General features: G+C 70.7%; 23 protein-coding genes. 12 read left to right on the top strand and 11 right to left on the bottom strand.

Annotated features, from left to right (window positions below; genetic code table 11):
• Nucleotides 1-3: 3 nt before the first annotated feature.
• Together FHX82_RS03975 and FHX82_RS03970 are read right to left on the bottom strand one after the other, a co-directional pair.
• Nucleotides 4-1,266: a salicylate synthase gene (locus FHX82_RS03975; RefSeq protein ID WP_183176467.1), complete on the bottom strand. Its 1,263-nt coding sequence runs from the start codon at nt 1,264-1,266 to the stop codon at nt 4-6.
• A gap of 85 nt (nt 1,267-1,351) precedes the next feature.
• Nucleotides 1,352-2,632 (bottom strand): lysine N(6)-hydroxylase/L-ornithine N(5)-oxygenase family protein, encoded by a 1,281-nt coding sequence (locus FHX82_RS03970; RefSeq protein ID WP_183176466.1) that lies wholly within the window; start codon nt 2,630-2,632, stop codon nt 1,352-1,354.
• 107 nt (nt 2,633-2,739) lie between these two features.
• On the opposite strand from FHX82_RS03970, the gene FHX82_RS03965 reads away from it, so the two are divergent.
• Nucleotides 2,740-3,699: a methionyl-tRNA formyltransferase gene (locus tag FHX82_RS03965; protein ID WP_145933245.1), complete on the top strand. Its 960-nt coding sequence runs from the start codon at nt 2,740-2,742 to the stop codon at nt 3,697-3,699.
• Here the strand turns inward: FHX82_RS03965 and FHX82_RS03960 are convergent.
• From FHX82_RS03960 to FHX82_RS03950, 3 genes are read right to left on the bottom strand one after another with little or no spacing between them, the layout of a single operon-like run.
• Nucleotides 3,672-4,292, bottom strand: coding sequence for a class I SAM-dependent methyltransferase (locus FHX82_RS03960; protein WP_145933246.1), 621 nt, complete (start codon nt 4,290-4,292; stop codon nt 3,672-3,674). The two genes, FHX82_RS03965 and FHX82_RS03960, sit on opposite strands and share 28 nt — an antisense overlap.
• Nucleotides 4,289-5,254: a non-homologous end-joining DNA ligase gene (gene ligD, locus FHX82_RS03955; RefSeq protein ID WP_145933247.1), complete on the bottom strand. Its 966-nt coding sequence runs from the start codon at nt 5,252-5,254 to the stop codon at nt 4,289-4,291. The genes FHX82_RS03960 and ligD overlap by 4 nt, the downstream gene beginning before the upstream one ends.
• On the bottom strand, nt 5,251-6,327 hold the full coding sequence (locus FHX82_RS03950; protein WP_183176465.1) for an ATP-dependent DNA ligase: 1,077 nt from the start codon (nt 6,325-6,327) through the stop codon (nt 5,251-5,253). The genes ligD and FHX82_RS03950 overlap by 4 nt, the downstream gene beginning before the upstream one ends.
• 100 nt (nt 6,328-6,427) lie before the next feature.
• Here FHX82_RS03950 and FHX82_RS03945 point away from each other — a divergent pair, with 100 nt between their 5' ends.
• Complete coding sequence (locus FHX82_RS03945) at nt 6,428-7,231, top strand: mechanosensitive ion channel family protein (protein ID WP_145933248.1); 804 nt, start codon at nt 6,428-6,430, stop codon at nt 7,229-7,231.
• Between the two features lie 140 nt (nt 7,232-7,371).
• On the opposite strand, the gene FHX82_RS03940 is transcribed toward FHX82_RS03945, so the two are convergent.
• Nucleotides 7,372-7,725 carry a DUF6401 family natural product biosynthesis protein gene (locus FHX82_RS03940; protein WP_145933249.1) on the bottom strand — a complete coding sequence of 118 codons (354 nt, stop codon included), beginning with the start codon at nt 7,723-7,725 and terminating at the stop codon, nt 7,372-7,374.
• A 145-nt stretch (nt 7,726-7,870) separates the two neighbouring features.
• On the opposite strand from FHX82_RS03940, the gene FHX82_RS03935 reads away from it, so the two are divergent.
• The 3 genes from FHX82_RS03935 (at nt 7,871) to FHX82_RS03925 (ending at nt 10,150) form a co-directional block, all read left to right on the top strand.
• Nucleotides 7,871-8,848, top strand: a complete 978-nt coding sequence (locus FHX82_RS03935; RefSeq protein ID WP_145933250.1) for a YihY/virulence factor BrkB family protein — start codon at nt 7,871-7,873, stop codon at nt 8,846-8,848.
• Nucleotides 8,849-8,924: 76 nt separating this feature from the next.
• On the top strand, nt 8,925-9,758 hold the full coding sequence (locus FHX82_RS03930) for a mechanosensitive ion channel family protein (protein ID WP_221215330.1): 834 nt from the start codon (nt 8,925-8,927) through the stop codon (nt 9,756-9,758).
• A gap of 38 nt (nt 9,759-9,796) precedes the next feature.
• On the top strand, nt 9,797-10,150 hold the full coding sequence (locus FHX82_RS03925; RefSeq protein ID WP_145933252.1) for a VOC family protein: 354 nt from the start codon (nt 9,797-9,799) through the stop codon (nt 10,148-10,150).
• 4 nt (nt 10,151-10,154) lie between these two features.
• Here the strand turns inward: FHX82_RS03925 and FHX82_RS03920 are convergent, their stop codons facing one another.
• A complete protein-coding gene (locus FHX82_RS03920; protein WP_145933253.1) occupies nt 10,155-10,808 on the bottom strand; it encodes a flavin reductase family protein in 654 nt (217 codons plus the stop codon).
• Between the two features lie 90 nt (nt 10,809-10,898).
• On the opposite strand from FHX82_RS03920, the gene FHX82_RS03915 reads away from it, so the two are divergent.
• Nucleotides 10,899-11,129: a hypothetical protein gene (locus FHX82_RS03915; protein ID WP_145933308.1), complete on the top strand. Its 231-nt coding sequence runs from the start codon at nt 10,899-10,901 to the stop codon at nt 11,127-11,129.
• On the opposite strand, the gene FHX82_RS03910 is transcribed toward FHX82_RS03915, so the two are convergent.
• Nucleotides 11,126-11,731 carry a TetR/AcrR family transcriptional regulator gene (locus tag FHX82_RS03910; protein ID WP_145933254.1) on the bottom strand — a complete coding sequence of 202 codons (606 nt, stop codon included), beginning with the start codon at nt 11,729-11,731 and terminating at the stop codon, nt 11,126-11,128. The genes FHX82_RS03915 and FHX82_RS03910 overlap by 4 nt on opposite strands.
• Nucleotides 11,732-11,920: 189 nt before the next feature.
• Between FHX82_RS03910 and FHX82_RS03905 the strand changes: the two genes are divergently transcribed.
• From FHX82_RS03905 to FHX82_RS03890, 4 genes are all read left to right on the top strand, one after another.
• Nucleotides 11,921-14,296, top strand: a complete 2,376-nt coding sequence (locus tag FHX82_RS03905) for a beta-glucosidase family protein (protein WP_145933255.1) — start codon at nt 11,921-11,923, stop codon at nt 14,294-14,296.
• 10 nt (nt 14,297-14,306) lie between these two features.
• Entirely contained in the window at nt 14,307-15,788 is a 1,482-nt protein-coding gene (locus FHX82_RS03900) for a carboxylesterase/lipase family protein (RefSeq protein ID WP_221215329.1), read from the top strand.
• A 170-nt stretch (nt 15,789-15,958) separates the two neighbouring features.
• Entirely contained in the window at nt 15,959-16,117 is a 159-nt protein-coding gene (locus tag FHX82_RS03895) for a hypothetical protein (protein WP_183176464.1), read from the top strand.
• Nucleotides 16,118-16,191: 74 nt separating this feature from the next.
• Nucleotides 16,192-16,431, top strand: a complete 240-nt coding sequence (locus FHX82_RS03890) for a VOC family protein (RefSeq protein WP_145933256.1) — start codon at nt 16,192-16,194, stop codon at nt 16,429-16,431.
• Here the strand turns inward: FHX82_RS03890 and FHX82_RS03885 are convergent.
• Nucleotides 16,412-17,326 carry an alpha/beta hydrolase gene (locus tag FHX82_RS03885; protein WP_221215328.1) on the bottom strand — a complete coding sequence of 305 codons (915 nt, stop codon included), beginning with the start codon at nt 17,324-17,326 and terminating at the stop codon, nt 16,412-16,414. The genes FHX82_RS03890 and FHX82_RS03885 overlap by 20 nt on opposite strands.
• A gap of 74 nt (nt 17,327-17,400) precedes the next feature.
• On the opposite strand from FHX82_RS03885, the gene FHX82_RS03880 reads away from it, so the two are divergent.
• Nucleotides 17,401-17,997: a TetR family transcriptional regulator gene (locus FHX82_RS03880; RefSeq protein WP_145933258.1), complete on the top strand. Its 597-nt coding sequence runs from the start codon at nt 17,401-17,403 to the stop codon at nt 17,995-17,997.
• On the opposite strand, the gene FHX82_RS03875 is transcribed toward FHX82_RS03880, so the two are convergent.
• The gene (locus FHX82_RS03875) at nt 17,942-18,907 is read right to left on the bottom strand and encodes an esterase/lipase family protein (protein ID WP_145933259.1); all 966 of its coding nucleotides are present in this window, start codon (nt 18,905-18,907) and stop codon (nt 17,942-17,944) included. The two genes, FHX82_RS03880 and FHX82_RS03875, sit on opposite strands and share 56 nt — an antisense overlap.
• Before the next feature lie 236 nt (nt 18,908-19,143).
• Here FHX82_RS03875 and FHX82_RS03870 point away from each other — a divergent pair, with 236 nt between their 5' ends.
• Nucleotides 19,144-19,347 carry a hypothetical protein gene (locus FHX82_RS03870; protein ID WP_145933260.1) on the top strand — a complete coding sequence of 68 codons (204 nt, stop codon included), beginning with the start codon at nt 19,144-19,146 and terminating at the stop codon, nt 19,345-19,347.
• Nucleotide 19,348: 1 nt separating this feature from the next.
• Here the strand turns inward: FHX82_RS03870 and rfbA are convergent, their stop codons facing one another.
• Nucleotides 19,349-20,230, bottom strand: coding sequence for a glucose-1-phosphate thymidylyltransferase RfbA (rfbA, locus tag FHX82_RS03865; RefSeq protein ID WP_145933261.1), 882 nt, complete (start codon nt 20,228-20,230; stop codon nt 19,349-19,351).
• Nucleotides 20,231-20,296 lie beyond the last annotated feature (66 nt).

The following is a 20,296-nucleotide window of genomic DNA, read 5'->3' as shown; positions in this document are numbered from 1 at the left end:
CTCTCACGCCGGTACCACGTACGGCGCCACGCTGCTGAGCTTTTCGCAGGTCTCCTCCAGCTCACGCTCCGGCGTGGAGTCCGCGACGATGCCCGCCCCCGCGCGGAGCCACGTCACGCCGTCCTCCTGGTACACCGCCCGCAGCACGAGCGCCGCGTCCAGGGAGCCGTCGCTCGCGGCCGTCACCACCGCGCCCGAGTACAGGCCCCGCGCCTCGTCCATGCGCGCGATCGCGTCCAGCGACTCGCGCTTCGGGATGCCCGACGCCGTCACCGCCGGGAACACCGCCTCCAGCGCGTCCCACGCCGTGCGGCCCTCCGCGAGCGTGCCGCTCACCAGTGAAGCCAGGTGCTGCACGCTCCCCCGCTCCTTGATCCCCATGAAGTCCCCGACCCGCACCGAACCCGGGCGGCACACGCGCCGCAGCTCGGCCTGTGACGTGCGCACCGAAACGGCGTGCTCGAAGACCTCCTTCGGGTTCGACTCCAGCTCCGCGCGCGCCGCCGCGTCCTGCGCCGCGCCGCGGCCGAACGCCCGCGTGCCCGCCAGCGGCTGCGTCGTCACCTCGCCCGCGGTGTCCACCGTCGCCACGATCTCCGGGCTGAACCCCGCCGCCGCCGCGCCCCCGAGCCGCAGCACGAACGAGCGCGCCGGGGTGTTCGCCCTGCGCCCGACCTCGTACGTCGCCACCAGATCGGCCTCGTACGGGACGCGCACCGTCCGCGACAGGATCACCTTCTGATACTGCCCCTGCCGGATCTCCTTCACCGCCTGCGCGACCCGCTCGCGGTAGCTCGCCCCGTCCACCCGCACGTCGATCGGCTGCGGCTCGGGCGTCCCGTGGGTCACCGGCGCGGCCAGGATTTCCCGCACCCGCTCCTGCTCCTCGCCGCGCATGGTGACCTCGCCGGGGGCGATCCGGACCTCCGTGCGGGGCACGATCAGCCGCACCAGCTCGCCCGCCGGTGCCGCCGCGCCACGCAGGCTCAGTCCCGTCAGCAGGTTCGAGAATCCGAAGTGGACAGTTCCGTACGCCCGCCACGCGGTCAGCGGCAACGAATCCAGCGCACTCTGCAGCGCCGCGCCCGGCGAGCCACTCCACTCGGTGTCCGACTCGATCACCCCGCGCACCCGCACGTGCGTCGCGTCCAGGGTGACCGTGGCCAGCGCACCGCCCGCGAACGTCCAGGCACCGTCCCGCTCGTACACCACGTAGTCCTCGAACCCGGCGCGCGCCAGCGCCGTGACCAGGGCAAGCTCCCTCACGCGGCCTCCTCTCCGGACGCGGCAAGCCGCGGCTGTGTCATGACGTCGGCAGGCGTGGTGCTTGATGGTTCGGTCGCAAGCTCCCTCACGCCCACTCCTTCACGGCGTACTCGGCCGTCCAGTCCCGTGCCGGACGGCGTTCCAGGATCGAGGCGAGGATCTCGCCGACGCGCACCGCGGTGTTCGACAGCAGCGACGACGTGATCCCGTGCGTGTGCTCGGTGCCGCCCTGCAGGTAGATCCCGCCGGCCACCGAGGGGGCGACGAGCCGGTAGTCCCGCTCGACGCGCAGCCGCCCGTGCTCGTCGCGGCGCACCTGCTGCGCCAGCTCGCCGAGCAGGTCCGTCGGGTCCGCGGGGCGGTAACCGGTCGCGTAGACGAGCAGGTCCGCGTCCAGCACCGTCTTCTCGCCTGTGGTCAGCGACTCCACCGTGACGCGCACCCGCTCGTCCTCGGTGACGTCCACCGGCCGGGACGTGTTGAAGATCCGCAACCGCTGCCTGCCCTGCAGTTTTTCGCGGTACACCCGCCGGTACAGCTCGTCGATCAGGTCGAGGTCCACGGCCGAGTAGTTGGTGTTGCCGTGGTAGTTCATGAGGCGCTGCTTGATGTCCTCGGGCGCGGAGTAGAACGCGTCGACGCCGTCCGGATCGAAGATCCGGTTCGCGAACGAGCTGTCGTCGGACGGGCTGTAGCCGTAGCGCGCGAACACCGAGCACACCTCGGCCGTGGGGAAGCGTTCGTGCAGGAACGCGGTGACCTCGGCCGCGCTCTGCCCCGCGCCGACCACCACGCACCGCCGCGGGTCGCGCACGTCCTCGATCCGGTGCAGCAGCTGGGAGTTGTGCCAGATCCGGTCGCCGGTCCCGACGCCCGCGGGCAGGTGCGGCCGCAGGCCCGTGCTCATGACGAGGTTGCGCGCCCGGTACACCTCGCCGTCGGCGGTGCGCACCTCGAAGTACGGGTCGCCGCCGCGCACCGCGACCACCTCGCTGCCGTAGGACACCTGGTCGTCGACCTTCGCCGCGGCCCACTCGAAGTAGTCGTGGAACTCGATGCGCAGCGGGAAGAGGTTCTTGGAGTTGATGAAGTCGACCAGCCTGCCCTGGCTGTGCAGGTACGACAGGAAGCTGAAACCGCTCGCCGGGTTGCGCATCGTGACGAGGTCCTTCAGGAAGGACACCTGCATGGTGGCGTCCTCCAGCAACATGCCCCGGTGCCAGCCGAAACCGGCCTGCCGCTCCAGGAAGTGCGCGGTCACCGGCTCCGCCGCGGTCGCGTTGTGCTCGGCGACGGCGATCGCCAACGCCAGGTTGGAGGGCCCGAACCCCACCCCGATCAGGTCGAACTCCGGTGGTACTGGCATGCCCCGTCCCATCTGTCGATGTACAACAGAGGCAACCCTAACCTAACTTAGGGAAGGCTCTGCTACTACATTCGGGCGTGATGTTGATCCCCTACCGAGGAGGACCGATGCGGGTCGCGATGTTCGGGTACCAGACCTGGGGGCACCGCACGCTGCGGGCGCTCCTGGACTCGGCGCACGAGGTGGTTCTGGTGGTGACCCACCCGAAGAGCGACCACGCGTACGAGAAGATCTGGTCCGACTCGGTCGCGGACCTGGCCGCCGAGCACGGCGTGCCGGTGGTGCTGCGCAACCGCCCGGACGACCTCGACGCGGTGCTCAAGGAGGCCGAGCCGGACATCATCGTGGCCAACAACTGGCGCACCTGGCTGCCGCCGGAGATCTTCAGGTTGCCGCCGCACGGGACGCTCAACGTGCACGACTCGCTGCTCCCGGCCTACGCGGGATTCTCCCCGTTGATCTGGGCCTTGATCAACGGGGAGCAGGAGGTCGGTGTCACGGCCCACCTGATGGACGACGAGCTCGACGCGGGTGACATCGTGCTGCAGCGGTCGGTGCCGGTGGGCCCGCGCGACACGAGCGTGGACCTGTTCCACAAGACGGTGGACCTCATCGCGCCGGTGGTCACCGAGGCGCTGGACCTCATCGCGTCGGGGCGCACGGACTGGACCCCACAGGACCGCTCGAAGGCGACGTTCTTCCACAAGCGGTCCATTGAGGACAGCCGGATCGACTGGACCTGGCCCGCGGAGGACATCGACCGCCTGGTGCGTGCACAGGTCGACCCGTATCCGAACGCGTTCACCTACCACAAGGGCGAGCGCCTGCGGATCGTGCGCGCGTCTGTGTCGGAGGGCCGCTACGGCGGCACGCCGGGCCGGATCTTCATCAGGGAGGGCGACGGCGTGGTGATCGTCGCCGGCGCCGACGCCCGCTCCGGCCGCAACCACGGCCTGGTCGTGGAAACCGTCCGCACGGACGACGACCGCGAGCTCCCGGCGACGGAGTACTTCCGGACGATGGGCGGGTACCTGACCGCTCAGCCCTTGCGCCAGAGCAACTCGTAACGCCATTGCAGGAGCCTGCGCACGCGTGCCGCCGGGAGTACCTCGTGCACCTGGGCGCGGACCTCGCGCAGGGTCAGGTCGGGATCCTTCACCGGCATCCCGGTCTCGTCCAGCTCGCGACGGTAACGGCGGGCACTGGGCACGGTCAGCAAGATGGCGCGGCGGCCGTAGGAGGTCAGCACCCCCAGCGCCTCCGGCAGCAGGTCACGGGGTAGTTCGGCCCGGTGGTGGGCGATCGCCACCAGCACTCCGCCGGGCCGCAGGGCCGCGGCGAGCTTCGGCAGCACCTGCGGCAACGGCAGGTGGTGCAGGGCACTGATGCTGGTGATGGCGTCATAGCCTTCGGAAGGCAGCGGCACCTCGCGGACGTCGCCGAGCAGGCACGTGACGTTCGACGGCACGGTTCGCTCCGCGGCGTCGATCATCTCCGGCGACCGGTCGAGCGCGTCCACCCGCTCGGCGACCTCCGCGAGCCGCGCGGCGAAGGCGCCCTTGCCGCAGCCGACGTCCAGCACTCGCGCACACGGCTTCGGCAGCGCTTTGAGCAGTCTTGGCTGGTAGTAGGTGTTGTGGTCCCAGGCCAGAAAGCTCACGACTTCTTCGCCCGGCTCGGCGCCACCCTCGGAGGTTCGTTCGGCATCTTCGGGTACACCGGCGGCCAAGGCGCGTCCATAAGCCCGCTCTCCAGGTCGCGCCGGGACATCTCCAGCAGCGGGTCCAGCGACTGCGGCCGCATGTCGGCCCACGGGTCGCCCCGCTCCGCGACACGGGCGGGCACCGTCGCGAGGGTCAGCTCCGCCGGGTCGACGTCGGCCAGCTCGTCCCACCCGATCGGCGTCGACACCTGCCCGCCGGGCCGCGGGCGCACGCACCACGCGCCGAACACGGTCTTGTGCGGGGCATTCTGGTTGAAGTCCACGAACACGCGCGACCCGCGCTCCTCCTTCCACCACTGCGCCGTGATCGACTCCGGGTACCGCCGCTCCAGCTCGCGCGCCAAGGCGACCGCCGCGGCGCGCACCTGGTAGCTGTCCCAGCGCGGCTCCAGCCCCACGTACACGTGCAGGCCCCGCGAGCCCGTCGTCTTCACGTGCGCCTCGATGCCCAGCTCCGCCAACAGTTCCCGCGTCCGCACCGCCGCCTCGCGCACCTGCGGGAAGCCCACCCCGGGCGACGGGTCGAGGTCCACCCGCAGCTCGTCGGTGACCTCGGGGGTGTCCGCGTGGAACGGCCACACGTGGAACCCGATACAGCCCAGGTTCACCGCCCACACGATGTGCGCCAGATCGGCCGCGACGAGCGCGTCGCTCCGCGTGCCGTTCGGCGTCGACACCACGGTGGTCCGCACCCACGACGGCGTGTTCGCCGGCACCCGCTTCTGGAACCACGACTTCCCGCCCGCGCCCTGCGGATACCGCTCCAGCAACAGCGGGCGCCCGCCGAGCCGGGCGAGCAACGGCCCCGCCACGGACTCGTAGTACCGCACCAGATCGCCCTTGGTCTCGCCGCGCTCGCTGAAGTACACCTTGTCCGGGTGCGACACCTCGACGTTCACGACCGCACCTCACCGAACAAAGTGGACAGTTCTGCCGGTGGAACCTCTTCCAGCTGCCCGTAAGTACACGACTCCGGTGTCCGATCAGGACGGAACCGGACCAGCCGCGTGCCGTGCCGGAACCGGCCGGACTGCACGTGCTCGTACCGCACCTCCGCGACCAGCTCGGTCCGCACCGGCTCCCACGCCAGGTCCTTGCCCGCGCTCCACCGGCTCTGCCCGCCGGGCATCCGCCCGTCCGCTTCGAGGTGCGCCTCCGCCCAGCGCCGCCACGGATGCGTTTCGAGCGCGTTTTCGCGCAGTGGCGCCAGTTCTTCGACGAGCTCCTTACGCCGTGCCGCGGTGAAGCTGCTCGCGACGCCGACGTGGTGCAGCGTCCCGGCCTCGTCGTACAGCCCCAGCAACAGCGAGCCGACGCCGTTTCCGTCCTTGTGCCAACGGAAACCGGCCACGACGCAGTCGGCCGTGCGCTCGTGCTTGACCTTCCACATCACGCGCCTGTCCTGTTCGTACGGCTGGTCCGCGGGCTTGGCCATCACGCCGTCGAAACCCGCGCCCTCGAACCGGTTGAACCAGTCCTGCGCGACGTCCGGGTCCTCGGTCATGGGCGTCAGGTGCACGCGCGCGAACTCGCCGCTCACGACGCCTTCGAGCAACCGCCGCCGTTCCGCGAACGGCTCCTCCGTCAGGTCGCGGTCACCGAGCGCCAGCAGGTCGAACACCACGAAGCTCGCAGGCGTCTCCTCGGCGAGCTTGCGCACCCGCGACGCGGCCGGGTGCAGCCGGAGCTGGAGGCTTTCGAAGTCGAGCCCGCGCTCGGTGACGATGACGATCTCCCCGTCCACCACGCAGCGCGGCGGCAACGCCTCCTTGAGCAGGTCGACCAGTTCGGGGAAGTAGCGGGTGAGCGGGCGGTCGTTGCGCGAGCCCAGCTCGACCTCGTCCCCGTCGCGGAACACGACGCAGCGGAAACCGTCCCACTTCGGTTCGTACCGCAGGCCGGGGGCCCGGGGCACCTCGTGCACGGCTTTCGCGAGCATCGGCCGGACCGGCGGCAGCACGGGAAGGTCCACGTTCCCGATCGTAACGCCACTCGTCCGGGTGGCCTCTGTTTTCCGTCGCCCGGGGGAGGGGAAACCGTCTGTCATCGCCCGGTCGGAAGGAGAACGAGCAGTGTCCACTACTCATCTGGCGGCTGTCGACTTTGGACAAGGCGTTTCCAACGCCTGGAGCTCGGTGGCCACGTTCGTGCCCAAGCTGGTCGCTTTCCTGGTGATCATGGTGATCGGCTGGTTCGTCGCCAAGGCGCTCGCGAAGGTCGTGAGCAAGGTGCTGGACAAGGTCGGCTTCAACCGCGTCGTCGAGCGCGGCGGGGTGAAGCAGATGCTGGCGCGCAGCAAGTACGACGCGGCGGACATCATCAGCAAGCTCGTGTACTACGCGGTGCTGCTGATCGCGCTGGAGATCGCGTTCGGCGTGTGGGGCCCGAACCCGGTGAGCACGATGCTGACCGGCATCGTGGCGTGGCTGCCGAAGGCCGCGGTGGCGATCATCATCGTGGTCGTCGCGGGCGCCATCGCGCGTGCGGTGAAGGACCTGGTCGGCGGCGCACTGGGCGGCCTCTCCTACGGCCGTGCGCTCGGCACGGTCGCGGCGGTGTTCATCTGGGGCCTGGGCATCATCGCCGCGCTGAACCAGATCGGCGTCGCCACCACGGTGACCACGCCGGTGCTGATCACCGTGCTCGCGACCATCGCGGGTGTCGTGATCGTCGGCGCGGGCGGTGGCCTCGTGAAGCCGATGCAGCAGCGCTGGGAGAACTGGCTGGACCGCGCCGAGAGCGAGCTGCCCTCGGCGAAGGCGCACGGTGAGGCGTACCGCCGGGGCCGCGAGGACGCCGCCCGGACCAGCGAGACGCCGACCGAGCAGCTACGCCCGCAGACCGGCGCCACCCGAGGCACTGACGCCCAGGGGTGACTCCACCCGCTGGCAGAGGAGCGGCCGGTCCTTCGGGGCCGGTCGCTCCGTCGTGTCGGGGTGGTGGCGGTGGCGGCCGGGATCGCGCCGGGCCGCGTCGGTTCGGGCGAGCGCCGTTGCCGCCAGCGCCCGTCGCCCGGTCAGGCGCCCAGCAGTGGTTGCGGCTCGTCGGAGCGCTGCGCCAGCGCGCAGACCCCCAGCAGCCGTGCGGTGAACCAGTCCGGCGCCGCCCAGTCGACGGGTTCCGCGAAGCGCCAGCCGCGGGCCCTTGCCTCGTCGATCAGGCCGCTCGCGTAGCCCGCCAGCAGCACCGCCCCCGCCACCGCGGCCGACCCCTCCACACCGAACGCCAAGATGTCCCGCACCGCAGCCGAATGCTGGTCGATCGCGGCCAGCAGACCGGGGATCGCCGCCGCGGCGAGCAGGCCCCCGCCGAGCAGCTCGTGCAGCCGAGCCAGTTTCCTGCGTGCCGAGAGCTCGGCCGAACCCGCCATGCCCTCACGCTAACTCCTGCTCGCCCTGCGGAACCCCTCGTTGTGACGTAGAATGCCTGCCCGATCGCGCCAAAACCACCGGTTGACCTGCTGAACGAGCGGGTAGCTCTGCGAGGAGACGAATCGGAGCAACCGGGAGCGCACCGTGAACGAAACGTCCGGCAAGCTGAAAGCCGAACTCGACCGGGTGGACAAGTTCCAGCAGGAACACGAGGCACTGGCGATTCCGGTGGCCGTCTTCCGCAAGTTCGCCGAGGACCAGTCGACGAACCTGGCGGCGATGATCGCCTTCTGGGCGTTCTTCTCGATCTTCCCGCTCTTCCTGGTGTTCATCACGCTGCTCGGGTTCTTCCTCTCCGACAGCGTCAAGAACCACGTCCTCGACCAGGTCGGCACCATGTTCCCGCTGCTCGATCCGTCCGCGATGCACGGGTTGTCCGGTTCGTGGTGGGCCCTGATCGTCGGGCTCGTGACCGCGCTGTGGAGCGGGCTTTCGGTGGTGCGCACCGTGCAGACGGCGTTCAACTCCGTCTGGGAGCTGCCCTACGTGGCGCGGCCGAAGCTCACCGAGCAGATCGGCCGCAGCGTCGGCGTGCTGGCCACCATCGGCCTCGGCCTGGTGCTGAGCACGCTGATCAACGGTTTCGTCTCCAGCGGCGCGAACGCCATCCACCTCGGCTGGGCCGGACACCTGCTCGGCTACGTCCTCGCGATCGCCCTCGACGTGGGTCTGTTCATCGCCGCGTTCCGCATCCTGACCGACCGCAACGTCACCACGCGCGACGTGCTGCCGGGCGCGGTGCTCTCCGGCGGACTGTTCTGGGTGCTGCAGTCGCTGTCGTCGCTGATCATCACCAACTACCTGCACAAGGCGCAGAGCACGTACGGCACGTTCGCCACGGTCATCACGCTGCTGTGGTGGTTCTACCTGCAGAGCGTCGTGACCCTGCTCGGCGCGCAGCTGAACGTGGTGCTGAAGGAGCGGTTGCACCCGCGGGCGCTGACGGACGCGCCGGAGACCGAGGCCGACCACCGCGCGTACGACGCCTACGCGCAGGAGCGGTCCTACCACGAGGAGGAGCGGATCGAGGCCGAGTTCCCGAACAAGGACCGGCGGGCGTGAAACTCCTTACAGCATAAGAAAACTCCACAGCGGATACGCCACAGGGAAGTGTGTCCGCGCGTGGAGGGAGTTCCGTTTGCTGACCGCCCGGGAACTGTTGGACCCGTTGCTCGGCATCGTGGGTATCGTGCTCGGGGCGGTGGTGCTCCGCTGGCTCGTGCACCGACTGATCGCGCGACTGACCGACGGGCTCGCCGCCGGCCGCGTCTCGTCGCTGCTGCGCCCGCACCGGAGCGGCAGTCCGGGCACCGCGGAACGGCGGGCGCAGCGGGCACGGACGGTCGGCTCGCTGCTGCGCTCCGTGGCGTCGTTCGTGATCTTCGGGGTCGCGTTCGTGCTGGTGCTGAGCAAGCTGGGCATCAACATCGCACCGATCATCGCGTCGGCGGGCGTGGTCGGCGTCGCCGTCGGGTTCGGCGCGCAGAACCTGATCAAGGACTTCCTGTCCGGGATCTTCATGATGCTGGAGGACCAGTACGGCGTCGGGGACGTGGTGGACCTCGGCGACGCCACCGGCACCGTGGAGATGGTGGGGCTGCGGATCACCACGGTACGGGACGTCAACGGCACGGTCTGGTACGTCCGCAACGGCACGATCACCGCGGTGGGCAACTCGACGCAACGGTTCGGCGTGGCCGTGGTGGACGTGCCGGTGGGCTACAGCGCGGACGTGGACCAGGCCATCGGCATCGCGGGCGAGGCCGCGCGCCAGGCCGTGACGCGGAAACCGCTGGCGGACGAGGTGCTCGGCGACGTGGAGACCCTGGGCGCGCAGGACCTGACGCAGGCCGCGATCACGCTGCGGCTGACGGTGAAGACCAAGCCGGGACGCCAGTGGGCGGTACGCCGGGCGCTCACGGCGGACGTGAAGATGGCGCTGGACACGGCCGGCATCACAGCGGCCGCCTGAGGCGATGAGTTTCCCGGCCGCGCGGAGTCGGTACCGGTATGACTCTCACCGCAGTGGCGTCCGTGGCCGTGCCCGTCGCCGATCAGGACAAGGCTCTCGCCTTCTACGTGAACACCCTCGGGTTCGAAAAGCGCCGCGACGCCATGGTGGGCAACGGGATGCGGTGGATCGAGGTGGCCCCACCCGGCGCGGCGACCACGGTCGCCCTGGTTGCCGGCACCGGCGGCGTGGACACCGGCATCCGCGTCGCCAGCACGGACGCGGAGTCCGACCACGCGGCGCTGCGGACCGCCGGAGCCGACGCCGACGAGGTGCTGAACTGGCCGGGCGCCCCGGTGATGTTCGTCCTGCGCGACCCCGACGGCAACCGGCTGGTCGTGGTGGAGGGCTGAGGTCTCACACCGCCGCGCGGGCGCGTTCGATGTCCGGCGTGCGGTACATCCGCTCGGGGATGGACGCGAGCCGCGACGGTCGCACGCGCTCGCCGAGGCCGTAGAACTGCTGGAAGCTCATGATCAGCGGGCGCCAGCGGTCCGGGTCGATGTGGTCGGCCGTGCCGGGCACGAGGATGTCGTCGTGCGCGTGGACGCGCAGGATCCGCACCTCGAACGCGAGTGTCGACCCGCTGCCGATGGGGTGCGTCGCTTCGAGCACCGCCTCCAGGTTCACCGGGCACTCCGCCACCCGCGGCGGGGAAACGACGTCCGACTCGACCGGCGTGAGCCCGGCGCGGCCGAACTTGTCGCCCTCGTGCTCGTACCCGCGCTCGGCCTTGCGCGGCGGCACCGGGTCGGAACCGGTGGTGAGTGCGAGCCGGTCGACGTGACCGGCCTGCTCGTCGGACGGGAGGTTGAGCACGCATTCCCCCGTGCGCAACAGGTTCTGCGCCGTCTTCGACTGCGCGCCCAGGCCCAGCAGTCCCCGCCAGCCGAGCCAGAACGCCGACGACATCGGCGCGAGGTTAGCCGTCTCGTCCTCGTTGCGGGTCGACAGGAGCACCACCGGGGTGCCGAAGTAGAGGATTCCGGGTTCGACGCTGCTGTGTGTCATACGGCCAGTCTCTGGTTGTGCGCCGCGGGGTGCTGGCGGGAATCGGACACGTGGATCACTGCGTATCCTCGACGTGTGCGGAAGACCGGTGTGACCGACGAGGAGCTGCTCGTCGAGGTCGCGCTCACGCGGCTCGACCACCCGGATCTCGACCTGGAGGAGATCGCGGCGCTCGTGGTGCGCCGCGTCGGCCCCGAGGGCGTGCTCGAGTTCGCGTCGCGGAACCTGGCCGAGCGCGGCGAACTGCGTGGCCCGATGTTCGCCTCCGCCGTGGAGCACGTGATGCGGGTGGTCCTCACACTGCGGGGCCCGTGGGACTAGTCCCGCGGCTTCAGGTGCTCCAGCAGCACCTCGGTGAACGTCTCGAACGCCGTGGTCATGTCCTGGTCCCGGTCGAGCAGCCACTGGATCTGGAGCCCGTCGAGCATGGCGAGCACCAGGTTGGCCAGCACGCCCGCGTCGACGTCCGTGCGGAACTCGCCCGTGTCCTGGCCCTGCGCGATCGCCCGGCGGACGTTGCCCCGCAGGCGCGCGTACCGCTCCGCGAAGTACTCGTGCGCCGGATGGCTCTCGGACACGCCCTCGCCGACCAGCACGGTGAACAGCTGCACCAGCTCCGGCGTCGTCGAGTTGTGCGCGACCAAGGCGACGAACGTGCGCAACGCGGCCGTTCCGCTGTCGAACCACGTGTCCCGCATCCAGCGCATCGCTTCGCGGTCGCGTTCCTCCAGCACCGCCAGCAGCAGCTGCTCCTTCGACGGGAAGTGGTGCAGCAGACCGGGTTGGGTGAGCCGCGCGGCCTCGGCCAGCGACGAGAGCGGCGCGCCGCGGTAGCCGTGGCGCGCGAAGAGCGGTACGGCGGCGTCCAGGATCGCGGCGCGCGTGCGCTCGCCCCGCCGGGTGGCCTTGCGGATGCTGGGCATGCTTCACCCTAGGCGCGAACGGCCGAGCGATCAGTAGGAAACACCCGAACCAGGGATGTGCTGACCTGCTTCTTTATCGATCCGTGATGACCTACCGTCCACTAGGTCTTCCGTTCCGGGCACTTCGCCCAATATGTTGTGCGTCACACCAAAGCACCCGCCGACCAACGTCGAGAGGCGGCTGTACCCATGGATGTCGACCGACGCACCCTGCTACTGGCGACCGCCGCGGTCGCCCTCTCCCCCGCACTTCCCGCCGCCGCCGCGAGCGGTGACCTGGTCAGCCGGATGACCCTCGAAGAGAAGGTGTCGCTGCTGCACGGCGCCACCGACCCGAACTCGCTCGGCCAGGCCGGCTACCTCCCCGGCGTTCCCCGCCTCGGCATTCCCGAGATCCGCCTCACCGACGGTCCGGCCGGGGTCCGCGTGACCCGGCACGCCACCGCCCTGCCCGCGCCGGTCGCGCTGGCCTCCACGTTCGACCCGGACACGGCCCGCGACTACGGCCGCGTCATCGGCGAGGAAGGCCGTTCGCTCGGCCAGGACGTGCTGCTCGCGCCCATGACCAACATCGTCCGCGTGCCGCAGGCGGGCCGGAACTTCGAGACACTGGGCGAAGACCCGCTGCTCGCGGGCACCCTCGTCGGCGCCGAGGTGCGCGGCATCCAGGAAGCCGGCCTCATCGCGACGGTCAAGCACTATGCGGCGAACAACTTCGAGAACGGCCGCCAGACCGTCAGCGCGGACGTCGACGAGCGCACGCTGCGGGAGATCTACCTGCCTGCGTTCGAGGCGGCCGTCCGCGCCGGGGTCGGCGCGGTGATGGCTTCCTACAACCGCGTCAACGGCGTGTACGCGTCGGAGAACCGGCATCTGCTCACGGAGATCCTGCGGAACGACTGGGGCTTCCGCGGTTTCGTCATGTCGGACTGGTACGCCACCCACAGCACCGAAGCCGTCGTCGCCGGGCTCGACATGGAGATGCCGGACGGGACGTACTTCGGCGGCCTCGTCGCCGCGGTGCGTGCTGGCACCATCCCGGAGTCCGTTGTGGACGCTGCCGCGCGGCGGATCGTGGGACAGCTCCAGCGGTTCGGACTGCTCGGCCGGCCGAGGCCGCGCCCACCGCTCGACACGAAGGGGCACGCCAAGGCCGCGCGGCGCTTCGCCGTCGCGGGAGCCGTGTTGCTGCGCAACGAGAAGTCCGTCCTGCCGCTGGCCGATCTGCATTCGGTCGCCGTCGTCGGTCCGACCGCCAAGAGCCCGCTGGTCGGCGGCGGTGGCAGCGCGCACGTCATCCCGGCCGCCGCGGAAAGCCCGCTCGCCGCGCTCGCCCGCCGGGCCGGGCACGAGCTGCCCTACGCGCCGGGCGTGGACCTCGACGGCGTACCCATCCCCGCGTCGGCGCTGTCCACGGGCACCATCGACGTCACACTGCCCGCGGGGACCACGCGCACGTGGACCGGCACGCTCACCGCCCCCGTGACCGGCGACTACGACCTGCGCATCCAGGGTGCCGGGGCGGTGCAGTCGTTCCAGGGCGGTATCACGCTCACCCTCGACGGCGCGCAGATCGGGTCCGTCGGCGCGATCTTCGGCGGCAACAGCCGGCTGCTCGCCACCGGCGACGGCCTGGGCAACGCGGGCAAGGTCGTCCACCTCGTCGCCGGGCAGGCGCACCAGTTCACGATCACCGCGAACGGCGCGGCCGACACCCCGTTGCGGGTCAGGCTCGCCTGGATCACCCCGGCCCGGAAACAGCAGGCGCTCGACGACGCCGTCGCGCTCGCCCGCTCGGCGCGGACCGTGCTGCTGTTCGCGTTCAACGAGGGCACCGAGGGGCAGGACCGCACGAGCCTCGCCCTGCCCGACGCCCAGGACCCGGTGGTCGAGGCCGTCAGCGCGGCCAACCCGCGCACGGTCGTCGTGCTCAACACCGGCGACCCGATCACCATGCCGTGGCTGGACAAGACGGCGTCCGTGCTGCAGATGTGGTACCCCGGCCAGGAGGGCGCCGACGCCACGGCCGCGCTCCTGCTCGGCGAGGCGAACCCGGCGGGCAAGCTGCCCGAGACGTATCCGAAGCGGGCGGAGGACGCGCCGACCGCCCCGCCCGAGCGCTATCCCGGCGTGAACGGGCACGCGCAGTACAGCGAAGGCATCTTCGTCGGCTACCGCTTCTACGACGCGAACGACGTCGAGCCGCTGTTCCCGTTCGGGCACGGGTTGTCCTACACGCGCTTCCGCTACAGCGACCTGTCCGTGCAGGGGCGGCACGTGGAGTTCGTGCTGCGCAACACCGGAGACCGCACGGGAGCCGAGGTGGCGCAGGTGTACGTCACGCCGCCGTCCTCGGCGCCGGTGCCGATGGCCCGGCAGCTCGCGGCGTTCGCCCGCGCCGAGCTACACCCGGGCGAGAGCCGCCGGATGCGGCTGGAGATCCCCGAACGTGCGCTGTCGTACTGGTCCTCCGGCGGCTGGCGCGTGGTGCCGGGCAGCCGCGAGGTCCAGGTCGGGTCGTCCTCGCGGGACGTCCGGCTCCGCCGAACCGTTTTCGTCCGCTGAGGAGGCCGTGGTGAAGCTCGTCTCGCTCCTGGTCGCGTTCTTCCTGCTGGCCACCGGCACGGCCGCCGCCTCGGAAAGCCCGCACGCCCGCACGCAGTCCGGCGTGGTGCGCGGCAGTTCGGCGAACGGCGTCGACAACTTCCTCGGCATCCCGTACGCGGCGCCGCCCGTCGGTGACCTGCGCTGGCGGGCGCCCGCGCCGCCGGTGTCGTGGAGCGGGGTCCGCGACGCCACCGAGTACGGCAACCGGTGTCCCGCGCAGGCCAGCACCAACGGCCCGCGCTCGGAGACCGAGGACTGCCTGTTCCTCAACGTGCAGCGGCCAACGGGCGCGAAGAAGCTGCCCGTGTACGTGTGGATCCACGGCGGCGGGCTGCAGAACGGCAGCTCGAACCAGCACGACGGCAGCCTGCTGGCCAGCCAGGACGTCGTGGTGGTGACGATCAACTACCGCCTCGGCGTGTTCGGTTTCCTCGCGCACCCGGGGCTCACCGCGGAGGCCGGGCAGTCCGGGAACTACGGGTTCCTCGACCAGCAGGCCGCGTTGCGCTGGGTGCGGCAGAACATCGCGGCGTTCGGCGGCGATCCCGGGCAGGTCACGGTGGGCGGCGAGTCCGCGGGCGGCTTCTCGACGTGCGCGCACCTGGCTTCCCCGGGCTCCCGTGGCCTTTTCCGGCAAGCGATCATCCAAAGTGGATCGTGCCCGAGCACCCCGTTGCCGCAGGCGGAGCAGAACGGGACGACAGTGGCGAGCTCGCTCGGCTGCGCGGACGTCGCCTGCCTGCGTGCGCTTCCGGCGGCGCGGCTGGTCGACGCCAACGCGACGGCGTCGCTGGTGAGCGGAACGCCCGCGTTGCCCCAGCCACCGGACGCCGTGATCCGCAGCGGCGCGTTTCCACACGTCCCGCTGCTGATCGGCGCGAACCGGGACGAGGGCAGGACGTTCGCGCAGGGGTTCGTCGGCTCGACCCGCGAGCAGTACGAGGCGTGGGTGCTGGCGAACTACGACAGCAGTGTCCTCGCCCGGTATCCGTGGCCGGCGCGGTCCGACCAGTTCACCGCGGCCTACCTGATCGGCGCAATCATGACCGACTCCGGTTCGGTGGGCGGCATCGGCGGTTGCAGCGAACGGTCACTGGTCCAGACCTTCACGCGCTACACCCGCACCTACTCCTACGAGTTCGACCACCGCACGGGCCCCGGCCTGAGCCCGACCCCGGCCGGTTACGTGTGGGGCGCCGGGCACGCGGCGGAACTGGCGTACCTGTGGCCGAGCTTCGACAACGGCACGCCGATCGCGCCGACGTTCAACGCGGCGGAACGGCGGCTGTCGCGGGACATGGTGCGGTACTGGACGTCGTTCATCCGCTGGGGCAACCCCGGCTGGCCGGCCTTCCCGGGCTCGACGTTCTCCCTGCGCGCGGGTGGCGCCTCGGTGCCCATCTCCGACCGGCAGCTCAGCGCCGAGCACCAGTGCGAGTTCTGGGGTTGACGCACGCGGTTGCGCTGCGCGTCGAGTGCGTCTACTTCGGACCAGTTCACGACAAAACGACGAAACAGCTCGACGGCGCCGCGAGCAACGGCTGACGGAGTGAACCGGGCCTTCCCGGGGTACTCCCGGCCAAAGCCGCCCAGGGCGGCGGAAGAAGCGAGGTGGGTGCAATGCTCGGACTGATCGGGCTGCTGTTGCTGGTCTGGCTGGTGCTCGTGGTGGTCGGCGCCGTGGTCAAGGGGCTGTTCTGGCTGCTGATCATCGGCGCGGTGCTGTTCATCGCCACCGCCGCCGTCGGCTGGGTCAAGCGCTCCGCGCTCAAGCGCTGAACGCCGGACCGGTCCCGGCCGCGGGCGAAAAGACGTTGCCCGCGGCCGGGATTTCCGGTTGGCTTGGCCGGACCATGGCCACCAAGTTCAACCACACCATCATCGCGTCGAAGGACCGGCAGCGGTCCGCGGCGTTCTACCGCGACCTGTTCGACAGGGCGTACGCGCGGCTGCGTGAACAGGGCATCGAGCACTGGGCCGACCCGCACCGGCAGCGGCCCGGCGAGACGAACACAGAGCACGGCGGCCGCGGCGTCTACTTCCTCGACCCCGCGGGACACGGCCTGGAGATGATCACGCGGCCGTACCTGTGACGCCCCGTAATGCGGCGAGCGCGGCCGACACGTCCGCACGCGCCGACGGCACGGCCCCACGCATCAGCACGAACGCGTGGACGATGCCCTTGGCCTCCTGGAACACGGTCGGCACCCCGGCGGAGACCAACGCCGCCGCGTAGGCGCGGCCGTGGTCACGCACGGGATCGAGTTCGGCGGTCATCACGACGGCGGGCGGCAGCCCGGTCAGGTCGCCGAGCAGCGGGGACGCCCGGACGTCGTCGGGCACGGGCTGGTACTGCTCGCGGAACCAGCGCCGCTGCGCCGCGGTGAGCAGGTAGCCCTCGGCGAACTCCCGCTCCGACGGGTACTCCCGCGACTCGTCGGCCACGGGGTAGATCACCAGGTGCGCGTCGACGCCGACCGCGGCCGGGCGGTCCCGCAGCGCCATGGCCGTCACGATGGTCAGCAGGCCGCCCGCGCTGTCCCCGGCGAGCACGAGCGAGCGAACCTCGCGCCCCAGCTCGGCGGGGTTGCCGGCGAGCCACCGGGCCGCGGTCTCGGCGTCGTCCTGCGCGGCGGGGAACTTCGCCTCCGGAGCCAGCCGGTACTCGACGAGCACCACCGGCAGGTCCAGCTCGCGGGCGGCCTGCGCGCACAGGCTCTGGTGGCTTTCGACGCCACCCCAGACGAAACCGCCGCCGTGCAGCCACAGGACGACCGGCCCGGGCTCGCGGCTTTCGCGCGGGTCGAACAGCCGCGCCCTGATACCGCCGGGCATTTCGAGATCCCGCACCGTGGCCAGGTCACCCATCGGCAGGTCCGCCTGCTCGACGGCGGCGTCCTGCGACTTCCGCACGATCTCGATGTCAAGCTCCGTGGGTCCGGCCGCGTTCACGTAGTCCAGCAGCCGGCGCACGTCGGGACGAGGCATGTTTCCTCCTATGTCAGTCTCTGTCATCAGGCTACACCGCGATGACAGAGGCTGACATCACCTAGGATCGAGGAATGAGCCGATGGAAGCCCGACGCCCGACGCCGCCTGCAGGAAGCGGCGCTGGAGCTGTACGCCGAGCAGGGCTTCGCCGAGACGTCGGTCGCTTCGGTCGCGGCGCGCGCCGGGCTGACCGAGCGCACGTTCTTCCGCTACTTCGCCGACAAGCGTGAAGTGCTCTTCGGCAACGAGAGCGAGCTGCAGGACCTGCTCGTCACAACGGTCGCCGAGGCGCCCGAGGACGCGACGCCGTGGGAGGCGGTATCTCGTGGCCTGGCCGCGGTCGCGACTCATCTCCAGCCACGACGGGAAGCCGCGCTCACGCGGGCGCGGATCATCGCCGCCCATCCCGAGCTGCGCGAACGCGAGCTGAGCAAGGTTTCGGCGTGGTCCGGCGCGCTGGAAGTGGTGCTTGCGGAACGCGGCGTGCGGTCACCGGCGGTGGTCGCCGAGGTGGCCGTCGCGGTGTTCCGGACGGCCTTTCAGCGCTGGGTCTCCGGGGAGGAGGACCTGCCCGCGCTGGTCCGGGAGGCGCTGGACGACCTCGCGGACGTCGTCACGGGGTCCACGTCGCGGCCGCACGAGCCTGGGCGTCGTAGCCACCACCGTTGATCGGCAGGGTCAGCGTGCAGTCCGGCGCCTGCGTGTGCGCGGGGTCGAGCGCGTTGAGCACGTCGCGCAGCGCGATGGAGTCGAACGAGATGCCGAGGTGCTCGCTCGTGTCGAGCGGGCACTGGTCCTGCAGCAGGATGTTCGTGACGTCCGGGCCGGTGAGGAACGCCGACGTGTACGGGGTGACGATCTCGTCGTAGCGGGTCTGGATCACGGTGTAAGTGACGCCGGGAACGGTGTCGCCGCCCGCGTTGAGCTGCTGGAGCAATGGCGAGCCGGCGAGCTGGTCCTCGGCGGCCGGTCCCAGTCCGGCGGTCAGCAGGAACGGCACGCCGGGCAGCAGCGCGAGGCCGTCGGCGTTGGTCCCGTGGTTGGACGGCGACAGCGCGACGAGCTTGTCGACCTTGCTCGCGCCGCCGAGGAACTTCAGGTAGTAGCGCGGCATCATGCCGCCCTGCGAGTGCCCGACGAGGTCCACTTTGGACGTTCCGGTGGCGGCGAGCACCTTGTCCACGAAGGCACTCAGCTCCTGCGCGCTGCCGGGGATGTGCGCCGCGCCGTAGGTGTGCAGCGAGCCGGGCAGTCCGATGTGGTATTCGGCGGTCTCGCCGTAGTTGAGGGCGAAGACGCAGTAGCCCTCGTTGCGCAGCAGCGGCGCGAGGGTGAACCAGTTGTAGGTCATGTTCTCGGCGGTCCCGTGCACGAGGACGACGGGCCGCGGGTGCGCGGCGGAGGGGCGACAGCTCCAGTCGTTGGCGCCGTCGGGGTCGGTGTCCGGCCGCAGCGCGCCGTTGGCGAGCGCGGCGATCCCGGAGTAGACCACCGGGCGCGGGGTGTCCGCCTGTGCGGTGACGACCCCGGGCAGCAACGCGAGCACGACGCCCACGAACAGGACCACGAAACGCTTCATTGCGTCTCCCCCATTCCCACGGAGAACCGGCAACCGAACAGTACTCGGAAGTAGGTAAGGAGGGAAGCTCCCGGACGGCGCCTCGCTCATTGCTCCGTTCGGCGCCGTGCTACCCCGGACGGATCATGTGAGGCTGGTGCGGTGGCCGACGACCCGTTCAACCCGCACCCGGTCCGCAACGGGCTGATCGTGGCGATCCTGTGGACGGTGTTCTTCCGGCTGCGGCGGAGTGAGCGATGACCGAAGACTGGAAGCGCGTCCACCCCCACGGCTGGCGCCTGGTCCTGCGGCTGGCACTGGCCGTGGTGGCGGCGTACTTCGCGATGGTCGGCATCGGCTACCTCAGCCACGCGAGCAACCCCTGGATCGACCCGGGCATCTTCGGCGCCGTGATCGCCGGCGTCACCGGAGCGGTCACCGCCTGGCAAGCCCGCCGCTGAGCTACTGCCCCGCGCCGGCCGCCCGCGCCACCGCCGCCACGTAGTCGCCGTACCCGGACTTCGACAGCTTCATCCCCAGCGCCAGGCACTGCTCGGCGTCGATGAAGCCCATCCGCAGCGCGACCTCCTCCAGGCAGGCGATCCGCACGCCCGTCCGGTGCTCCAGCACCTGCACGAACTGCCCGGCCTCCAGCAGCGAGTCGTGCGTGCCCGTGTCGAGCCACGCGAACCCGCGCCCGAGGTCGACCAGCTTCGCGCGCCCCTGCCGCAGGTACGTCAGGTTCACGTCGGTGATCTCCAGCTCCCCGCGCGGCGACGGCCGGAGCCCCTTCGAGATCTCGACCACCTGATTGTCGTAGAAGTACAGCCCAGTGATCGCCTTGTTCGACTTCGGTCGCGCCGGCTTCTCCTCGATCGACACCAGCCGCCCGGCCTCGTCCGTCTCCCCCACGCCGTAGCGCTGCGGGTCCTTCACCGGATAGCCGAACAGCACGCAGCCGTCGAGGGCCGCGACCTCCTGCTGCATCCGGCCGGAGAAACCCTGCCCGTAGAAGATGTTGTCGCCGAGCACGAGGGCCACCGGGTCGTCGCCGATGAAGTCCGCGCCGATCACGAACGCCTCGGCGAGCCCGTTCGGCGCGGCCTGCTCGGCGTAGCTCAGCCGCAGCCCGAACTGGTCGCCGCTGCCGAGCAGGCGCTGGAAGTTCGGCAGGTCCGTCGGGGTCGAGATGATCAGGATCTCCCGGATGCCGGCGAGCATGAGCACCGAGAGCGGGTAGTAGATCATCGGCTTGTCGTAGACCGGCAGCAGCTGCTTGGACACCGCCTGGGTGATCGGGTGCAGACGCGTGCCACTGCCGCCCGCCAGCACGATGCCCTTCATCCGGTGGCTCCCCTCGTTCCTCCGACACAGTCGGGGCCCACCCTAGCGGCGTTACCACAAGGACCA

It is taken from the genome of Amycolatopsis bartoniae, assembly GCF_014191255.1.
Lineage (GTDB): Bacteria > Actinomycetota > Actinomycetes > Mycobacteriales > Pseudonocardiaceae > Amycolatopsis_E > Amycolatopsis_E bartoniae.
Note: the sequence above shows the minus strand (reverse complement) of the source record. Positions and strands in the feature narration are given on the sequence as shown.